This is a genomic window from Nocardioides sp. NPDC004968, assembly GCF_040608935.1.
Lineage (GTDB): Bacteria > Actinomycetota > Actinomycetes > Propionibacteriales > Nocardioidaceae > Nocardioides.
The window spans coordinates 291,970-308,593 of record NZ_JBEXJF010000001.1 but is presented as its reverse complement, the minus strand read 5'-3'; the positions used below and the strand labels follow the sequence as shown (position 1 = coordinate 308,593).

At 68.4% G+C, this 16,624-nt stretch carries 17 protein-coding genes; 1 reads left to right on the top strand and 16 read right to left on the bottom strand.

The features are described 5' to 3' along the window. The first annotated feature begins 30 nt into the window (after positions 1–30). A complete protein-coding gene (locus ABZU72_RS01465) occupies positions 31–540 on the top strand; it encodes a nuclear transport factor 2 family protein (RefSeq protein ID WP_355017134.1) in 510 nt (169 codons plus the stop codon). A gap of 16 nt (positions 541–556) precedes the next feature. Here the strand turns inward: ABZU72_RS01465 and ABZU72_RS01460 are convergent, their stop codons facing one another. From ABZU72_RS01460 to ABZU72_RS01385, 16 genes are all read right to left on the bottom strand, one after another. Then, the gene (locus ABZU72_RS01460; RefSeq protein ID WP_355017133.1) at positions 557–1,342 is read right to left on the bottom strand and encodes a DUF1295 domain-containing protein; all 786 of its coding nucleotides are present in this window, start codon (positions 1,340–1,342) and stop codon (positions 557–559) included. 82 nt (positions 1,343–1,424) lie between these two features. Beyond that, positions 1,425–2,507 carry a sulfite oxidase gene (locus ABZU72_RS01455; RefSeq protein ID WP_355017132.1) on the bottom strand — a complete coding sequence of 361 codons (1,083 nt, stop codon included), beginning with the start codon at positions 2,505–2,507 and terminating at the stop codon, positions 1,425–1,427. A gap of 36 nt (positions 2,508–2,543) precedes the next feature. Then, a complete protein-coding gene (locus tag ABZU72_RS01450; protein WP_355017131.1) occupies positions 2,544–3,404 on the bottom strand; it encodes an enoyl-CoA hydratase/isomerase family protein in 861 nt (286 codons plus the stop codon). Next, complete coding sequence (locus ABZU72_RS01445) at positions 3,401–4,762, bottom strand: Dyp-type peroxidase (RefSeq protein WP_355017130.1); 1,362 nt, start codon at positions 4,760–4,762, stop codon at positions 3,401–3,403. Before ABZU72_RS01445 ends, ABZU72_RS01450 begins: the two co-directional genes overlap by 4 nt. A 1-nt stretch (position 4,763) precedes the next feature. After that, positions 4,764–5,912: a DUF4331 family protein gene (locus ABZU72_RS01440; protein ID WP_355017129.1), complete on the bottom strand. Its 1,149-nt coding sequence runs from the start codon at positions 5,910–5,912 to the stop codon at positions 4,764–4,766. Between the two features lie 27 nt (positions 5,913–5,939). Further along, on the bottom strand, positions 5,940–6,488 hold the full coding sequence (locus ABZU72_RS01435; RefSeq protein ID WP_355017128.1) for a hypothetical protein: 549 nt from the start codon (positions 6,486–6,488) through the stop codon (positions 5,940–5,942). 112 nt (positions 6,489–6,600) lie between these two features. Continuing rightward, the gene (locus ABZU72_RS01430) at positions 6,601–9,159 is read right to left on the bottom strand and encodes a LuxR C-terminal-related transcriptional regulator (RefSeq protein WP_355017127.1); all 2,559 of its coding nucleotides are present in this window, start codon (positions 9,157–9,159) and stop codon (positions 6,601–6,603) included. A gap of 226 nt (positions 9,160–9,385) precedes the next feature. After that, complete coding sequence (locus ABZU72_RS01425) at positions 9,386–9,916, bottom strand: hypothetical protein (protein WP_355017126.1); 531 nt, start codon at positions 9,914–9,916, stop codon at positions 9,386–9,388. Next, positions 9,913–10,137, bottom strand: coding sequence for a hypothetical protein (locus ABZU72_RS01420; RefSeq protein WP_355017125.1), 225 nt, complete (start codon positions 10,135–10,137; stop codon positions 9,913–9,915). The genes ABZU72_RS01425 and ABZU72_RS01420 overlap by 4 nt, the downstream gene beginning before the upstream one ends. Continuing rightward, the gene (locus ABZU72_RS01415) at positions 10,134–10,415 is read right to left on the bottom strand and encodes a hypothetical protein (RefSeq protein ID WP_355017124.1); all 282 of its coding nucleotides are present in this window, start codon (positions 10,413–10,415) and stop codon (positions 10,134–10,136) included. Before ABZU72_RS01415 ends, ABZU72_RS01420 begins: the two co-directional genes overlap by 4 nt. Positions 10,416–10,535: 120 nt before the next feature. Continuing rightward, on the bottom strand, positions 10,536–11,306 hold the full coding sequence (locus ABZU72_RS01410) for a hypothetical protein (RefSeq protein WP_355017123.1): 771 nt from the start codon (positions 11,304–11,306) through the stop codon (positions 10,536–10,538). A 99-nt stretch (positions 11,307–11,405) separates the two neighbouring features. Continuing rightward, positions 11,406–11,783: an SHOCT domain-containing protein gene (locus tag ABZU72_RS01405; protein ID WP_355017122.1), complete on the bottom strand. Its 378-nt coding sequence runs from the start codon at positions 11,781–11,783 to the stop codon at positions 11,406–11,408. A 199-nt stretch (positions 11,784–11,982) separates the two neighbouring features. After that, positions 11,983–13,446, bottom strand: a complete 1,464-nt coding sequence (locus ABZU72_RS01400; RefSeq protein WP_355017121.1) for an aspartate ammonia-lyase — start codon at positions 13,444–13,446, stop codon at positions 11,983–11,985. After that, positions 13,443–14,447 (bottom strand): asparaginase, encoded by a 1,005-nt coding sequence (locus ABZU72_RS01395; protein WP_355017120.1) that lies wholly within the window; start codon positions 14,445–14,447, stop codon positions 13,443–13,445. The genes ABZU72_RS01400 and ABZU72_RS01395 overlap by 4 nt, the downstream gene beginning before the upstream one ends. Continuing rightward, entirely contained in the window at positions 14,444–15,874 is a 1,431-nt protein-coding gene (locus ABZU72_RS01390; protein WP_355017119.1) for an amino acid permease, read from the bottom strand. Before ABZU72_RS01390 ends, ABZU72_RS01395 begins: the two co-directional genes overlap by 4 nt. Continuing rightward, positions 15,871–16,593, bottom strand: coding sequence for a FadR/GntR family transcriptional regulator (locus ABZU72_RS01385; RefSeq protein WP_355017118.1), 723 nt, complete (start codon positions 16,591–16,593; stop codon positions 15,871–15,873). The genes ABZU72_RS01390 and ABZU72_RS01385 overlap by 4 nt, the downstream gene beginning before the upstream one ends. Between the last annotated feature and the right edge of the window lie 31 nt (positions 16,594–16,624).

The window sequence follows — 16,624 nt, the reverse complement described above, 5'->3', positions numbered from 1 at the left end:
AGTCCATTTCGTCGATGTCAGGAGACATCCATGCCAGACACGCCAGACCTCGACACCACGGTTGCACGCTGGCGTGCCGCCGCCGAAAGCGGTGACGTCGACGCCGCCGTCACCTGCCTGAGCCCCACCATCGTCCTCAGCTCGCCGCTCACCGACCAGTTCCGCCTCGAGGGAACCACCCAGCTACGAGACTTCCTGACCGAGGCGTTCAAGGCCGTCGAGGACATCCGATTCCACACGCAGACCGGACAGGAAGACACGTACGCGCTCGTCTACCGGGCACACGTGGCCGGCCAACCGTTCGAGGAGGCTCAGCTGTTGCGCTTCGACGACGAGGCGCGCATCAGCGAGATCACGCTCTTCGGGCGTCCGATGCCAGCCCTCACCGCCCTGATGACCACCCTAGGGCCAGCCCTCGCCCGCCAGCAGGGCCGCCGCGGCCTCGCCACGCTCCTGCGGGTCAGCGCCGCACCGATTCACGCGATGGTCACCTCCGGGGACCGCAGCGTGGTTCCCCGGACCCAGCCCCGGAAGCGCTGAGCAGGGGAAGCGTCAATCAGAGGACAAAGGGGATCACCCACCGTGAGCGCGCCTTGTAGGCCGCCCACTCGGGGTATCGGCTCATGCTCGCCTCCTTGGCCAGCATGTTCGCCGTGAAGACACCACCCCACACCCAGGCCAGCACCAGGAACGGCAACCAGTGCCAGACCATCAACGCGAATCCGAGGTAGATCATCATCTCGCCGGTGTAGTTCGGGTGCCGTACGAAGCTGAACATCCCGTCGGTGATGAGACCGCGCTCGACGCGCAGCGTGAAGAACTTCTGCGCGTCGGCCGCGATCATCACCACCGAACCCAGCACGACGAGAGTGATGCACACCGCGAACCAAGGGTTGTCATCGATCGGATAGTCCCCTCCGCGACCGGAGATCAGCAGCCAGCCGAACAGCCAGTACCAACCGAGGACGGCGAGAATGGCGTTCACGGCGCCCGGCACAGTGAGCCGATGCTGCCACCCGGGATCCGGGAACGTCTTGTCCTTGAGGTACCAGACCAGTCCGTACGATCCGTGCAGGGCCAGATAGATCCATGCCGCAGTACTCGAGGCAGCCGGCGTGTGGTCGTTGTAGAGCCACATGAGTGCGCCCAGGTAGGCGAACATCAGGCACTTCTGGAAGTTGATCACAGTCGCGAAGCTGATGATCCGCGGTCCGCCGGGCATGTCGATGACCAACCGCTGCTGCAAGCCGCGAACGAATCGTGCATAGCGCGGCACCGGTCGTACGCCCGCCTCGGCAAGCGCGTGGCGGCTGGATGCAGGTGGCTCCGTCGTAGCTGACATGCTCGAAACGTACGAATGGCGAGCCGCATACCGCGAGGGATGCCGAGCCCATGTCGGTGTGCGCGCAGCACACCCTGGAGGGCTAACGTCGGTCGACGTAGATGACTTCGATGGCGTTGTTCCCGTAGCCGAGGCGGTTCCACGGCGGTACGTCGGGCTGCACGTTCCCGGCAGCGTCGGTCGCTCTGGCTCGAAGAGTGTGCCGGCCGACGCCGATCCCGTCCCAGGTGAACCTCCAGTCCTGCCAGCCGAAGTCGCCCGGGGTGGCCGGGTCCAGCTCCGCCGGCTGCCAGTCGCCCTCCCCCGTGAGGCTGACCTCGACCTTCGTCACCGGACCGGTGCCTGACCAGGCCTTTCCGCGGACGATGCAGGTCTCCTGGGTGAGGACCGAGCCCGGGGCGGGCTCGGTGATGCGGGCGCGGACCCGCATGAGGGTGACGGGCTCGTGGGGCCGGTCGAGCCATTCGTAGATGTAGTGACCGGTCTGGAACTCTCCGGTGTACGGCTCGGTGAGGACATCGAGACGTTCGAGCCACTTCACGGACGCGACGGCGTACCAGTGCGGGACGATCAGCCGGAACGGGGCGCCGTGGTCGCGCCCGAGGGGCTGGCCGTTCATCTCGTAGGCGATGAGGATTCCGGACTCGGGGTCGGTGGCCTGTGACAGTGGCAGCGCGCGGGTGAAGGTGAGGTTGTCCTGGTCGGTCTCGGGGAGGATCGCCTGCAGGTGGTACGGCCCGTGGTCGGCGCCGGTGGCGAGGAGCTCGACCCCGTCCGTCGCCGGCTCGACCTGCGCGAGAACGTCATGGAGCAGCGCTCCGGTCCACCGTGCCGTGGAGACGGCGAAGTCTCCCCAGGGCTCGCCGGTCGGTAGCGGCCTCATCTCCAGGCGGCCGTTGCCGGCGCACTCGAGGGTGACCGTGCGGTCGTGCGCGGGCATCGTCCGCAGGTCCTCGAGCGTCAGGGTCGTGGGCTTGCCGACCGCGCCGCCGATCTCCAGGGTGCCGTCGTGATCGGGCACCGCGAAGTTGCTGCGTACGTAGTGGAGCTCGGTCGGCGTGACGTCGGCGGCGAGGGCGCCCGGTGGTGCTTCGGCGTTGTACGGCGCTGGGTTGATCATCACCAGGGCGGCGCGGGCTGCCTCGAGCTCATCGGCAACGGTCATGTTGGTTCAGCCTCCTTGGGGCGGATCACGTGTGGGTCAGAAGTCGGAGTCGGCGAAGGTGGGTTCGCGGCCGTCGTTGAAGGCGCCGATGCCCTCGACGCGGTCGGGGTGGACCGCGGAGCGCCAGTGGGCGTCCATCATGATCGCGACCGCCTCCTCGATCGGCTGCCCCTCCCCCAGGTGCACGGCCCGCTTCACCGCCTGGACCGCGGTCGGCGAGTTGCCGGCGATCTTGTCCGCGATCCCCAGTGCCGCTGAGACGAGGTCACCGGGTTCGTGCAGCTCATTGACCATGCCCAGCCGGTATGCCTCCGCCGAAGGGATCGGGTCGCCGGTCATCAGCATCTGCAGCGCCTTGCCACGCGGCAGCAGGCGAGGCAGCAGCGCCGGCGAGCCGCCCCCGGCAGCCAGGCCGAGCATCGCCTCGGGCTGACCGAACGTCGCGGCGGTCGAGGCGATGATGAAGTCGGTGCTCTGAGCCAGCTCGCAACCGCCGCCGTACGCGATGCCGTTGACGGCGGCGAAGATCGGCTTGCGCAGCTGGCGCACGGTGTACAAAGTCCGGTCGAAGGCCTGGCGCTGGCGCAGCCAGTCCTCCTTGGTCATCGCCTTGCGCTGGCGCAGGTCACTGCCGACCGAGAACGCCCGCTCACCGGCACCCGTCAGGATGACGACCCGTACGCGGGTTCGCACCGCGATCTCCTCGACGGCCTCGGTCAGCAGCGCGCCCATCTCGGTCGAGATCGCATTGTCGGCGTGCGGGCGGTTGAGCGTGATCCGGGCGACGCTGCCGTCGGACAGGTAGTCGAGGAGGACCGACGGTTCGGTCTCCTCGACGTCGGGGTCCGGTGGCGCGAAGTCGAGTGCGGCCCAGCGGTCGGTGCTCGAGGTGCTCATCTGCTTCCTCTCTCGGTGGCGGGGTCGTCGGGTTCCAGGTCCGCGAGCCAGCGCAGCGCGCCCAGGCTCGGGGCGAAGCAGTACTCGCCGCCGCGGGTGACCACGAACGGCGGCAGGTCCTGGAGCCGGCGCCGGATCGGTCGTTGCGGGATCGTGAACGTGCCGGCCTCGCCGTGCGGACCGACGAGAGGGTCAGCCTCGAGCGGGGCGCCGATGAAGATCCCGTCGTTGAGCCACTGGGTCTTCACGAACTCGAACTGCCGTTTCAGGTGCGCACCGGCGAAGACGAACATGATGCCGCGCTCGGCCCCGTCGTCCTCGAGCACGCCGTCGGGCAGTGGCGGGCCGTAGCTGGTGCCGCGCCGGATCATCCGGTGCAGCCGCACGTCGACGCTGCCCTCGTGGTCCAAGGCGTCGCGAGGGTTGGCGCGGCGCGCATGGGCACCGACCGGGCACTTGAAGCCGCGCGGGTCGTCCCCGTAGGCGAAGTCGTTGTTGCGGACCGGGTCGCTCCCGAGCTCCGGGTCGTCGCGTTCCGGAGCGAGCGCGAGCGGGGCGCCGCTCTGCCAGCGGCCGACCATCTTCGCCCCGAGAAGCTCCTCCTCGGCGCGCGACTTCGCCCGCGCCCGCAGATAGGACCGGTACGCCGCCACCTTGGTGTGCAGCTTGCGGAACACGACGTACGTGCCGTTGCGTCCCAGCACCTCAGGGGACGGCATCGCAGCGAGCTCGCCCGTCTCGTCGGGGTAGCCGAGAATGATCTCTCCGGCTTTGAGCGGGGGCTCGCGCGAGTCGGTGGCAGGACGGCCGCTTCCTTCGACAGCCGGTTGGCCGATGCCGTCCTTGAAGCCGAACGACGTCCGTCCCGTCGCGAGCTGGTAGCAGTCCTGGCGCCAGATGAGCTCGATCCCGGGCAGCTCGGTATGGGCTCGGCGGGCCCTCTCAGCGACGGCCCGAAGCCGGTCCTCGTCGGGAGCGAGCACCGATATGGCGACGTGGACGTCGGCACTTCCGAGGGGCTTCTCCCAATGGTCGGGACCACTCTCACCGACGTCACCCAGGATCTCGGCCCGGGCCGCCATGCCCTGCCGAAACTCGGGGGCGAAGCTTTCGAGGGACGCCTTCGGCACGCCGAGCGCCTTCAGTCCCTGGTAGGTGAACGCGACCGTCAGCGAGGTCTTGCCTGCCTCGCTGGCCTCGCCGGCGGCGGTGAGGAGCCGGTGCAGCCGCCGGACCAGCTCACGGCCGTCCTGGCCATCGCGGATGCTGAGCAGCAGGTAGACACCCACGTACGGCGAGGGGCGCTCGAACAGCGCACCGGACTGGATGTCGTCCAGCTCGAGGGATACCTCGTCCATGTCAGTGATGCTCCGGAGGTTCTGGCGGGTCCGGGTTCGCCGCGACCAGATACGGGAACGTGACGGTGGCCGGACGACTGGCGGAGTCGACGCCGTCGCGGATCGTGGGGCCGTGGCCTGCGTTGACGAGCTGGGTGAAGAGCGCGTCCATCACGTCGTCGTTCAGGGCTCGGCCTCCGCAGGTCTGATGCGGCTCGCCACGTCGGGCGGCGAGCTCGATCTCGAGGAAGGACCCCTGCTCGGCGTACGGGAGGGTGGGGTCGACGACCAGATAGTCGGCGAGGACGAGGTCGGTGAGCGGGTGGCTCCCGTCCTCTCCGAGAGGCCAGTCCTGCTTGCCGTCGAGGCAGTCCCAGAACGCGAGGTTGGCATCCAGTCGCGCCCGGAATGCCCCGTAGTACGACTCGCCGAGGTGGAAGGCGTCCTCCATGTTGTAGAGGTCGCGGATCTCCAGATCGCGGTTGACCTGGTCGAAGTCCTTCGGCGCCAGCATCATGTTCTTCACCTCGGGCCGGCCGACCCGTTCGATGCGTACGTTGAACTCGCCCCGGGTCAGGGTCTCGGCGACCACACCCATGAGCATCCCGCGTGGCAGAAGACCCGAGTCGATCTCGACCACAATGCTCAGTACGTTCTTGCCGTCCAGGAAGATCGACCCGTCCTCGGTGAACGCGAGCTTCCGCGTCGCGATCGTGGCCAGCGCGGCGCGGGCGTCCATGATGAACGGGTCCCAACGCACCCCGGCGAAGACACGTACTCCCCCGCCAGCACCTCCGGACTCGTCGTTGACGCGGAAGGTGACCTCTTCGCCGCCCGGCGCGACGCAGCTGCCGTGCTGCTCGTGGTCCGGCCGACCGGTTTCCGGGTCCGTCACATGCTCCGGTGAGTCGAAGACGCAGTCGAGGACCACTTCCTCCTCACCCGGGACGAACACCCCGCTGGTCGAGCCCGCGGCAGGAGCGCTCAGCGGGCGCAGCCGGAAGCGGTAGAGCAACCCCGCCGAGAACAAGTCGGTGGGCTTGGCCATCGGCAGCGTGTTCATCACGAGAACGAGGCGGCCCGGGGAGTCGGGGCTCGGGAACGCGTAGAAGTCGGTGATGTCCGCGATCGGATCGGCCAGGGCACGCGGTCCTGAGATGTGATCAGACACTGCTGCTCCTCGCCCCGCTCGCGCGGGCTAGTCGCCGGCCTCGTCGAGCAGCGGCTGCATCGCGGGATGCTCGAGGATCTCGGCGGCCTGCGGGTGGTCGAGGACCTGCTGGAAGGCGCTGTTCACACGCTGCGCCTTGCGGATCTCCTTGACTGTCCCGCCGTAGTTGCGGGCGTACGCCGCGGCGCTCTGCTCGGCTCCCAAGACGAACGAGCGCACGGCCGCCACGTCCGGCAGTCCGTCGTACCCCTCGACATGGCTGAAGATCAGGTCGAAGAGTGCCAGCGTCGGACCCGAGGTGAAGAAGTCCTCCATGTAGGCGTCCCACGGACCGTCGAAGCTGGTGATGAACGCCAGCCGGGTGTCGTCGTCGAACAGCACGAATCGCGCCTCGTGGATGGTCTGGATCGCCATCCCGTAGTCGCCCGGCCGGTAGCCGGGGGTGTCCTGGAGCGCCTGCAATGCGTTGCGCAGGGACACCGACTCACCGGGTTTGACCCGGAAGAACAGGCTGAACTCGCTCGTCGGCCCGACACTCAGCCCGGGCTGCGGGGCGCTCACGTCTGGTGCGGTCACGGCTTCCTCCAGGTCTCCGGCTGGCGGGACTCCAGCCGTCTGACCGTAGAACGATGTCCGCGCCGATGACTTCATCCTCTGTGGATGAACCGAAGCGGCTCGAAGCCACTGCTCACTGCGGTAGGAGCCCCAGCTCGCGCGCACGCCTGACGGCAGCGTTGCGGCGACTGACACCCAGCTTCCGAAGGATGTTGCGTACGTGGGTGCGGATCGTGTTGACGGAGATGTACATGACGCCTGCGATCTCCTCGGTGGTGAGGAGGTTCGCCAGGTGCCCCAAGACCTCCATCTCCTTCTCCGTGAGCTCCTCGAACACGGGTGCGGGAGGGCCCGCCGGGGCCGAAGTCAGCGCGCCCTTCTGGACGGACAACCGCCGTGAAGGCGCCGTCGAGATCTCGAAGAGCCATTCGTGCTCAGCGCTCAGCTGCTTGTCCCGCACGAGCAGCTGCCGCACCACCGAGGGCGCCTCGTGGAACGGGCGTCGCACTCCTTCCTGCGAAGCCAGTGTGAGGGCCCGGTGGAGCGCCGCGTGTGCCCGCACTGATGGTCCGTCGTGGAGCCGACGCGCACACTCCACCAGCCAGCCGGAGACCTGGACCGGCACAGCAGCCCGCTTGGACAGGACCGTGGACATCGCGGCGTCGGCAGCGTCCGGATCACCCAGCTGCAGCTGCGCAAGCCCGACGACGAGGGCAGCCTCGGGCTGGTCGTCGAAGCACGCGACCTCAGCCATCGCCTCCGGCTCACCAGCCGCGACTCGAACGTGGGCGAGCTCGATGCGTAGCTGCTGACCGAGCCACCCCTTCTCGTCCATGACTCCGGCGGCCGCCTGCTCGAGCCTGCCGACTGCGCCCAGCCGGTCACCGTGCGCCACCTGGAGGCGCGCCCTGATCAGGGCCAGGAAAGCATGGGGAATCGGATCACGCAACGGCAGGTCCAGTCGTTCGACCGCCTGAACGTGATCGGCAGCCGCGCGCAGGTCGTACCGATCCATCTCCACCCAGCCGCGTGCTATCCGGGCGGCGGCCGACCGGTCTGCTGCGTTGGCACCGATGCGCTCGGCCGCACCGATCGCTCGATCCCCGAGCTTCGCGGCCCTGGAGAGCTTGCCTCGGCAGCAGGCGATGACGGCCTGGTAGCCCAGACACTCCACGAGTACGGCCTCGGACCCGGCGCTCACGGCCGCGGCGACGCCAGACTTGAACATCGCATCTGCCGTCGCCAGCCTTCCCTGGCGCAGGGCCGCGATGCCCTTGCTGACAAGGACGAGAGAGATCAGCTCGGGGCGGGAGTTCCCCTTCGGTCCGCGAGCCGGCGCTTCCAATGCCTGTTCGGCCGCCGTGGCGAGGGACATCGCTTCACCCGGGTCCTCCGACGCCTGCGCCCCCACGGCTTCCAGCACCCTGACCGCGACGTTCGTGGCCCAGGGATGAGAGCCTGATGGCTCCCCCGGCTCGGTCCGCACCTGAGCCAGTTCGTTCGTGAACCCGGTGGTGTCGCCGGCTCCTAACGCGAGGGTCGCTCTCACGACGGTGGACGCGGGGTCCTCCAGCTCGGACGGGATCGACCGCAGCGACCGGGTCAAGGCGCTCGTGCTGTCATCGAGCAGCAACTGGCCGACTGCCAGATCGTCGACAACCTCTGCGGCCGCCTCTTCCCAGGCCTCGATCGCCACGAAGTGACCGACGGACGCAGTGACCTGACCGTCGTGGGCGTACCACTCAGCCGCCGTTCGTTGCAGGCGCCTCATCTCATCAGGCGATTCATAGGCGAGCACAGCGCGAAGGAGGTCCCGGAAGAGCGGGTGGTAGCGGTAGCACCCAGGACACCCCGATACGGGCTCGATGAGCACGTTGTCCCGGGTCAGAAGGTTCAGCGTACGTTCGGCCGTGGGACCGGCGAGCGCCTCGGCCAGTCCCGGTTGGATCGTGTCGGGAACGCTCGTCGCCAGGAGCAGGGCTCGTACGTCTGGGCTCTGGGCGGCCAGCACTTCGCCCACGAGGTACTCCGCGATGTTCCCGGTGTCGCCGACGATCTCCGCGACCGCGTGATCCGGCTCCGGTCGCAGCCGCAGGAGCTGTGCGCCGAACCGCAGCCCGGCCGCCCATCCCTTCGTCCGAAGGTTGAGCGCGTGCACCGAGTCCGGTGTCAGGGTCAGTCCCGCCCGCAGGGTCAGCTCACCGGCTTCCTCATCGGTGAAGGCGAGGTCCGACATCCGCACTTCGACGACCGTGTCATCGAGCCGGTATCGATACAGCGGAAGCACCGGATCGGACCGCGTCGCCATCACCAGCCGGAGACGGTCACCGGTGTGTCGCAACAGGAAGTCCAGATCTTCCGCCACGTCCGCAGAGAGCAGGTCGTATCCATCCACCACGACCGTCAGTCGGGCCGGGTGGCCGCAGACCGCCTCCGCAACCGTCCGGCGAACCTGGCGGTCGAGCGCGCCCTCATTCCTTCGGACCGTATCGGGTGAGACCGCTACGCCCAGGCTCTCGAGGCACCCGAAGAGACCGGGCCAGAACGCGGCATCCGTCCCCTCGAAGGTGATCCACGCTGTGCTGTCCTGCTCCCCGCCCGCCGCGACCCATTCCGCCACCAGGGCGGTCTTCCCGGTCCCAGCCGGCGCGCTGACCAGCACGAACGAGCAGTCGTCACTGCGATCGAGCATCTGCAAGAGGCTAGGCCGCGGCACATGTCCCGAGGGAACCGTCGGGATGCCGAACCAGCCGTCGCCCGGGTGAGGTCCCATCTCGTCGACGTGCCTCCTAGATCGAACCAAAGCGCACACGTGCGCCCAACGGATTGAACAGGGGGAACGTCAGTCCCGAGCGACTCTTTACGCTAGTACTACGTCCTGATGCCGTATATAGCCCGTATGCGTCAGCTCGCGTGGGTCAGTGCAGCAGGACCTTCATCCAGGTCAGCCCCAGGCCGAGCAGCCCGCACGCCCCGGACGCGACCAAGGACCCAACCCACGAGCGGCCCGTCCGACGGAGCCAGAACAGCGGGATGAGAACCAGGAGCACGACGCCGGACCACATGGACCAGGCGATGGCACGTCCGTCATCGACCCACCCGATCGCTCCGAGGAACAGGATGAGCAGCGGGATGAACACACCCTCCACGATTCCGATCTCGTGACGTACGCCCGCGACGAGGACGCTGCGCCACGGCGCGAGCTCCGACCCCGATTCGGCCAGGATCGACGCGTAGACGTGCACGGTCCAGATCACGAAGCTGGAGACTACGGCGAAGGCGAAGACTCGGCCGGCAGAGTCGTCGAAGTGTGAGGCTCCGGCGATGATGGCGATGATCGAGACGAGGCCGTAGACGGCGCCGGACACCGCGCCGGGCCCGCGACCGAACCGCGTGTCCTGTCCACCGTGCGGCTCGCTGACCTCGCGGCCCAGATCCTCGCTGTTCATCTGAGGCCGGCCACCCGGATGCTCTCCACCGTCAGCCCCTCCGCATCCAGCAGTCCCACGAGGTCGGCGACGCCGAGACCCGCGCCGGCAGTGGCTCGGAAGACGGTGCACGGCTGCCGCTCCACGGCATCCGGTTGCAGCGCACAACGGAGCACCGGACCCAGCTCGCCTTCGACGGTCAGCTCGAACACGACCTCCTCGTCGGGCCCAACCTCACTCATGCGTCGCCCCCGCTCGACTCCTCGTCCGCCGCCCCGGTGATGAGCCGTCGGACCTCCACGACCTCGAGACCGAAGGTCCGAAGTCTCGCGAGAAACCCGTGGAGCTCGGCTTGGTCCCGACACCGGCGGATCAACACGGTTCTCGTCTCTCGCGACGAGGTTTCGACGTCGACGAGCTGCACCAGGACCTGCTGCGGGACCAGCCCGGCAACCCGAATCTCGAAGGCCTGGGCATCTGTGGCACCGGCGGCTACCGGCTCCCGCGGGTTCTGATCCATGATCTCAACTCGACTTTCCCGCGCTCGGTGCCTGGCCGCTACAGCTGAAGCAATCCTGCTGCGGAAGCAGCGACGAGGCGTCGTCCGTGGCGGATGAGGACCACGGACTCGCCGGTGCGGCTACGCGGCCAGCTCACTTGCGAAGTACGCGAGCGCTGTTGTGGTCTTGGTCTGCTGGTCGCCCGAGATCTCCAGCCCTCGCTTGACCAGGAACGCCTTGAGCTCGGCGGCGACCTGGAAGGCGTTCATGGGCGCGCATCTGGAGGAGAGCTCGAGGATTCGCGAGCCATCCGGGTAGAGCCACAGCTCGGCGACCAGCCGGCCGGCGTACTCCTCTGGTCTCAGCCTCTGCTTCAGGACGGTGATCGGACCAAGGCGCACCAGATCATCGAGATCGAGGTCCGAGGGAGCGTTGGCCCGGAAGAAGCTCTGCTGCTCCTTCGTGTAGAGCTTGTGGATCGCGCGCGTGCCCGCGGCGACCTCCTTGACGTCGGTGCGGCCGAGGGTCGCCTTCATCGAGGCCGAGCAGACGAAGCCTCCTGGCATCGCGTCGACCTCTACGGACAGGTTCTTCGACTTGCGCGCCGCCGAGACCTCTGTCGGGTTGACGGGCCGCACCTTCACGACGGAGTCGTCGTTCCGTCCCCGGATCCGGCGCGCGCGGACGACGACCCCGCGTCGGTTGAGTGCGAGGTCAGCGGTGTCGAAGAAGTACACCTGCCGGATCTGGGCATCCAGCGGATCCAGCCCCAGTGCTGTCACCGCCAGAGGTCGTTCGGCGTTCGGCACCGTCATCTTGAGCTCGACGCTGTCGGCCTGCTTGGTCAGCTCGAGCAGCTCACCGAGCTGTTCGGCGGAGAGCAGTCCCGGTGGCTGGGCGCTTGTGGACATGGTCGGTCACGTTGCCACCCCGAGAAGGCCGGGGCATCACCCCGGCCGGACGACTGGCACCGGGCAGCGCGATGACGATTGCGCTGGCGCGGAGGCCGGTCAGGTGGCCATGGCCTTCGCCTTGAGGGCGGCGAACTCCTCCGGGGTGATCGTCCCGGCATCGAGCAGCTGCTGAGCCTTCGCGATCTCCTCGGCGGGAGATGAGCTGGCGACCGAGCGGATGTATTCGTCCTGTGCCGCCCGGACGTGCTGGACCGCCTCGTTCTGGCGCTCCGCCATCCCCTTACCCCGGACGATCAGGTAGATCACGGCGATGAGGAACGGAAAGAAGACGAGACCGATCATCCAGACGGCCTTCATTCCACCAGAGACCGATTTGTCCCGGAAGAGGTCGGTGACGATGTTGAACAGGATCATCAGGTACGCCACGAAGGCGAAGGACACGATGATGAACCAGATGATGTCCCAGAAGCTCATGTGAGAAGTTCTCCTTCAATCGGGATGACGCAGAGAATGCTGGCCGGCACCCGAGGTCAGCTCAGCAACATGGACCCATGGTTGGCGCTGCAGCATGAGTTCCGTTCACCCGCAACGGGTGAACGTTGGCTCCATTCGGCCTGCAGGAACCGACCTACCCCGCACCAGGCGCTCCTCGGCAGCGATCGAGGAACAAGCGCTACGCGCCTGGTTCGGTACCCCCGACGTCCGAACCGATCAACTCGGGCATGCCGGGCTCCTCGGCGGTGCCGGGGTGCGCAAGGTGCTCGGGCCGAAGCAGATGGGCGAGCCGTTCGGGTGAGATCAGGCCATGCTCGAGGATCAGCTCGGCGACGCCACGACCGCTGTTGAGCGCCTCGCGGGCGATCTCGGTCGCGGCTACGTACCCGATCTCGGGGTTGAGCGCGGTGACGAGCCCGATGGAGCGCTCGACCTGGGCGCGGGTCAGATCGCTGTTGACCGTGATGCCCCGGACGCAGCGTTCGGCGAGCACGCGGCAGGCGGCGGCCAGGTGGGTGATGCTGCCGACCAATGAGTGCAGGATGACCGGCTCGAACGCGTTGAGCTGGAGCTGGCCCGCCTCGGCGGCCATGGTGACGGTGACGTCGTTGCCGATGACCTCGAACGCGACCTGGTTGACGACCTCCGGGATGACCGGGTTGACCTTGCCCGGCATGATCGAGGAGCCGGCCTGGACCGGCGGCAGGTTGATCTCACCGAGCCCGGCTCGCGGCCCGGAGGAGAGCAGTCGTAGGTCGTTGCAGGTCTTGGACACCTTGACCGCGACCCGCTTGAGCACGCCCGACAGGTGGACGAACGCCCCGCAGTCCTGAGTCGCCTCGATCAGGTCCGGTGCGGTGACCAGCGGCAGACCGGTGATCTCGACCAGGTGACGACGGGCGATCTCGGCATATCCCGCGGGCGCGTTGAGCCCGGTGCCGATCGCCGTCGCGCCCAGGTTGATCTCGTGCAGAAGCGTGACGGCCTCCTGCAGCCGGAGCCGGTCCTCGCCCAGCATCACCGCGTAGGTGCGGAACTCCTGGCCGACCGTCATCGGCACGGCGTCCTGGAGCTGCGTACGTCCCATCTTGAGGATGCCGCCGAACTCCTCGGCCTTCGCGGCGAACGCGTCCTCGAGGACCCGCATGGCGTCGGCCAGCGCACCGACCGCGATGATGGTCGCGATGTTGACGGCGGTGGGGTAGGCGTCGTTGGTCGACTGGCTGAGGTTGACGTGCTCGTTGGGGTGGAGCTTGTCGTAGCTGCCCTTGTCGTGACCGAGCAGCTCGAGAGCACGATTGGCGATGACCTCGTTGGCGTTCATGTTGGTCGACGTACCCGCGCCACCCTGGATGACGTCGACGACGAACTGATCGTGCAGCTCGCCGGTGCGGATCTCCCGGCACGCGGACGCGATGGCCCGAGCACGCTCGGGGTCGAGGAGGCCGAGCTCGAGGTTGGCGAGCGCGGCGGCCTCCTTGACGGCGGTCAGGGCGTTCACCAGGTGGGGATAGGTGCCGATCGTGGTGCCGGTGATGGCGAAGTTGGCGCGGGCGCGGGCGGTGTGAACACCCCAGTACGCCCCTGCGGGGACGTCGAGATCGCCGAGGAGGTCGTGCTCGCGGCGGGTCGGTCGGGTCATGGCTTCTCCCTCAGGTCGGGGTGGGTCTGGATGAGCGCGCCGGAGGGGCGCAGGCCGGTCGGAGCGAACGGAGCCAGGACGTCGGGTGCGACCCCGCTGTCGACCAGCAGGGCGAGCAGCGCGGGGAGGCGGGCCCGATCGGCGCCGTCGGCGACCTTGAACGCGAGGCTGCTGCCGTCGGGCAGGGCGGCTACCTGGACCCCTTCGAACCCGTCTTTCGCCAGCAGTCCGGGAACTGCCCGCATCAGGGTGGTGACGTCACGGCGGCTGCCGGCGACCATCTCGGGGTGGCGCCGCATCGCCGCCGCGACCCGCTGCTCGGGGCTGTCGTCTGGCGCGAGCACGAGGCGCTGGACGGCGCGCGCGAGCCCGTGCAGCGAGATCCCGAAGAGCGGGGTGCCGCAGCCGTCTGCGGTTACCGTCGCGGCCCGTTGCCCGGTGAGGTCCTCGATGGTGGCGCGGACGGCGACCTGAAGCGGGTGCATGGGATCGAGGTAGCGATCGTGCGCCCAGCCCACGGCCGCGCAGGTCACGACCATCGCGGCGTGCTTCCCCGAGCAGTTGTGCGCGAGCTGGCTGGGCAGCCGGTCGAAACGCAGCCATGCCTCGCGCTCGACCGGGTCGTACGGCAGCTCCGACGGGTTCCGCAGCGCGTCCGCATCGAGGCCCGCGGTGGCCAGCAGCCGGGTGGCGGCCGCGAGGTGGAGCGGTTCGCCGGAGTGGCTGGACGCGGCAAGCGCCAGCAGATCGTCGCTGACGTCGAGCCCGGCGCGCACCATCGCCACCGCCTGCATCGGTTTGGCCGCCGACCGCGGGTAGAACGCCGCCTCGATGTCGCCGACCGCCAGGCGTACCCGACCGTCGGGATCGAGGAGGACGGCCGAGCCATGGTGGACGCCCTCGACCATCTCGCCGCGCCAGACCTCGACCAGCGGCTCGTGGGCCGGCACCCGCATCGGAGCCGCGTCGGCGACCGGTGGCATGAGGTAGGACTGACTCATCGCGCATCCAACGTGGAGGTGTCGATCCGGTCGCGGACCAGGAACCATCCGCCGACCAGCGCCACCAGCAGCACCGGCATCGCGAGCAGCGTGATCCGACCGACGTGGTCGAAGAACATCAGGATCAGGACCAGGGCGAGGAACGCCAGCGCGATGAACTGCGGCACCGGCGACCGCGGCACCCGGAAGGCGGGACGCTCGACCTCGCCGGTGCGACTGCGGCGCACGAAGATCGTGTGACTGATCAGGATGATTGCCCAGGTGGCGATGATGCCGACCGACGCCAGGTTGAGGACGATCTCGAACGCCTGGGCGGGCACGACGTAGTTGAGCCCGACACCGAGGACGCAGACGCCGGCGGTCATCAGGATGCCGCCGTAGGGCACCTTGTGCCGGTTCATCGCGGCGGCGAAGCGAGGAGCCGTGCCCGCAGCGGCGAGCGAGCGCAGGATCCGGCCCGTGGAGTAGAGCCCGGAGTTGAGGCTCGACATCGCGGCGGTGAGGACCACCAGGTTCATCACGTCACCCGCTCCCGGCACGCCGACCCGGGACAGCACGGTCACGAACGGGCTCTCGTCAGCGGAGTAGGCCGACCAGGGCAGCAGCATCGCGAGCAGCACGACCGAGCCGACGTAGAAGATGCCGATGCGCCAGATGATCGTGTTGATCGCCCGGGGCATGACGCGGCGCGGGTCCGCGGTCTCACCCGCGGCTACGCCGACCAGCTCGATGGAGGCGTAGGCGAAGACGACGCCCTGGATGACCAGAACCATCGGGAGCATGCCGGCGGGGAACATCCCACCGTGCTCGGTGATCAGCTGGGGTCCGGGGGTGGTGCCGTCGATCGGGTGCCGGGTCACGATGAGCACGATCGCGATCGCCATGAAGACCACCAACGTAGCCACCTTGACCAGTGCGAACCAGAACTCCATCTCGCCGAACAGTCGCACCGAGAGCAGGTTGAGCGTCAGCACGATCACCAGGGCACCCAGGGCGAGCACCCATTGTGGGACCGGCGCGAAGAACGACCAGTAGTGCGCGTAGAGCGCGATCGCGGTGATGTCGGCGATGCCGGTGGTCGACCAGTTCAGGAAGTACATCCAACCGGCGGTGTAGGCGCCCTTCTCGCCGAGGAACTCGCGGGCGTAGGAGACGAAGGCACCGGAGGAAGGGCGGTAGAGGATCAGCTCACCAAGGCAGCGCACGACGATGAACGCGACGAGGCCGCACGCGGCGTACGCGATCGCCAGCGACGGCCCGGCACTGGCCAGGCGTCCGCCAGCGCCGAGGAACAGGCCGGTCCCGATGGCGCCGCCGATCGCGATCATCGTGATGTGGCGTGGCGTCAGGGACTTGCCGTAGCCCTCGTCGCCCGCGTCGGCGGGCTGGGGCAGGGCTTCGGTCCCGGTGGAGGTTGGCAGGGTCATCGGTCGGTGTTCCTGTCGGTGGTGGGGTCACGGACGATGTCCTCGAGCGCGCCGTCGACGTGCTCGAGGTGGGCGCGCATCGCCGCCTCGGCGGTGTCCGAGGACCCGGAGGCGATGGCGTCGACGATCAGGCGGTGCTCGGCGTCGGAGGCCGTACGCCGCGTCTCGTCGAGCTTGTTGAGCAGGGCGGACTGGGTGGCGAGGGCCTCGCGGATCTCTTCGATCACCTTGCCGAAGACCGGGTTGGCAGACGCGCGGGCGATGGCGATGTGGAACAGGGAGTCGAGTGCGACCCAGACCGCTCCGTCCTCCTCGCGCTCCATCCGTTCGAGCAGGCTGCGCATCTCGTCGAGGTCGTCACCGCTGTGCCGAGCCGCGGCGTACCCGGCGGCCGGCACCTCGACATGTCGACGTGCCTCCACCAGGTCGCGTGCGGAGTAGCTGCCGAATGTCGGGTTGTCGGCGGCACGGTCGGAGACCACGAACGTGCCCCGCCCCGTCTGCGACTCCGTCATGCCGAGCGCCTGCAACGCCCGCAGCGCCTCGCGGACGACCGGGCGGCTGACCCCCAGATCGCGGACCAGGGTCGCCTCGGAAGGCAGCCGGGTGCCGACGGGGAAGGTGCCGGACTCGATCTCCGAGCGCAGCTCGGCGAGGACGAGCTCCATGGCGTTGGCACGCCGGATCGGTTTGACTGTTTGCCTGTCTGACAGGTTCATGGCGATGAGTGTGATGGGCGTCACCGGCGAC

Excerpts from the sequence above, each read along its gene's own strand:
- ABZU72_RS01400 (WP_355017121.1), bottom strand. The coding sequence starts at position 13,446 with ATGACCCGACCGACCCGCCGCGAGCACGACCTCCTCGGCGATCTCGAC.
- ABZU72_RS01445 (WP_355017130.1), bottom strand. The coding sequence starts at position 4,762 with ATGGACGAGGTATCCCTCGAGCTGGACGACATCCAGTCCGGTGCGCTG.
- ABZU72_RS01415 (WP_355017124.1), bottom strand. The coding sequence starts at position 10,415 with ATGGATCAGAACCCGCGGGAGCCGGTAGCCGCCGGTGCCACAGATGCC.
- ABZU72_RS01395 (WP_355017120.1), bottom strand. The coding sequence starts at position 14,447 with ATGAGTCAGTCCTACCTCATGCCACCGGTCGCCGACGCGGCTCCGATG.
- ABZU72_RS01430 (WP_355017127.1), bottom strand. The coding sequence starts at position 9,159 with ATGCTCGATCGCAGTGACGACTGCTCGTTCGTGCTGGTCAGCGCGCCG.
- ABZU72_RS01450 (WP_355017131.1), bottom strand. The coding sequence starts at position 3,404 with ATGAGCACCTCGAGCACCGACCGCTGGGCCGCACTCGACTTCGCGCCA.
- ABZU72_RS01455 (WP_355017132.1), bottom strand. The coding sequence starts at position 2,507 with ATGACCGTTGCCGATGAGCTCGAGGCAGCCCGCGCCGCCCTGGTGATG.
- ABZU72_RS01385 (WP_355017118.1), bottom strand. The coding sequence starts at position 16,593 with ATGAACCTGTCAGACAGGCAAACAGTCAAACCGATCCGGCGTGCCAAC.
- ABZU72_RS01410 (WP_355017123.1), bottom strand. The coding sequence starts at position 11,306 with ATGTCCACAAGCGCCCAGCCACCGGGACTGCTCTCCGCCGAACAGCTC.
- ABZU72_RS01460 (WP_355017133.1), bottom strand. The coding sequence starts at position 1,342 with ATGTCAGCTACGACGGAGCCACCTGCATCCAGCCGCCACGCGCTTGCC.
- ABZU72_RS01465 (WP_355017134.1), top strand. The coding sequence starts at position 31 with ATGCCAGACACGCCAGACCTCGACACCACGGTTGCACGCTGGCGTGCC.
- ABZU72_RS01405 (WP_355017122.1), bottom strand. The coding sequence starts at position 11,783 with ATGAGCTTCTGGGACATCATCTGGTTCATCATCGTGTCCTTCGCCTTC.
- ABZU72_RS01425 (WP_355017126.1), bottom strand. The coding sequence starts at position 9,916 with ATGAACAGCGAGGATCTGGGCCGCGAGGTCAGCGAGCCGCACGGTGGA.
- ABZU72_RS01390 (WP_355017119.1), bottom strand. The coding sequence starts at position 15,874 with ATGACCCTGCCAACCTCCACCGGGACCGAAGCCCTGCCCCAGCCCGCC.
- ABZU72_RS01420 (WP_355017125.1), bottom strand. The coding sequence starts at position 10,137 with ATGAGTGAGGTTGGGCCCGACGAGGAGGTCGTGTTCGAGCTGACCGTC.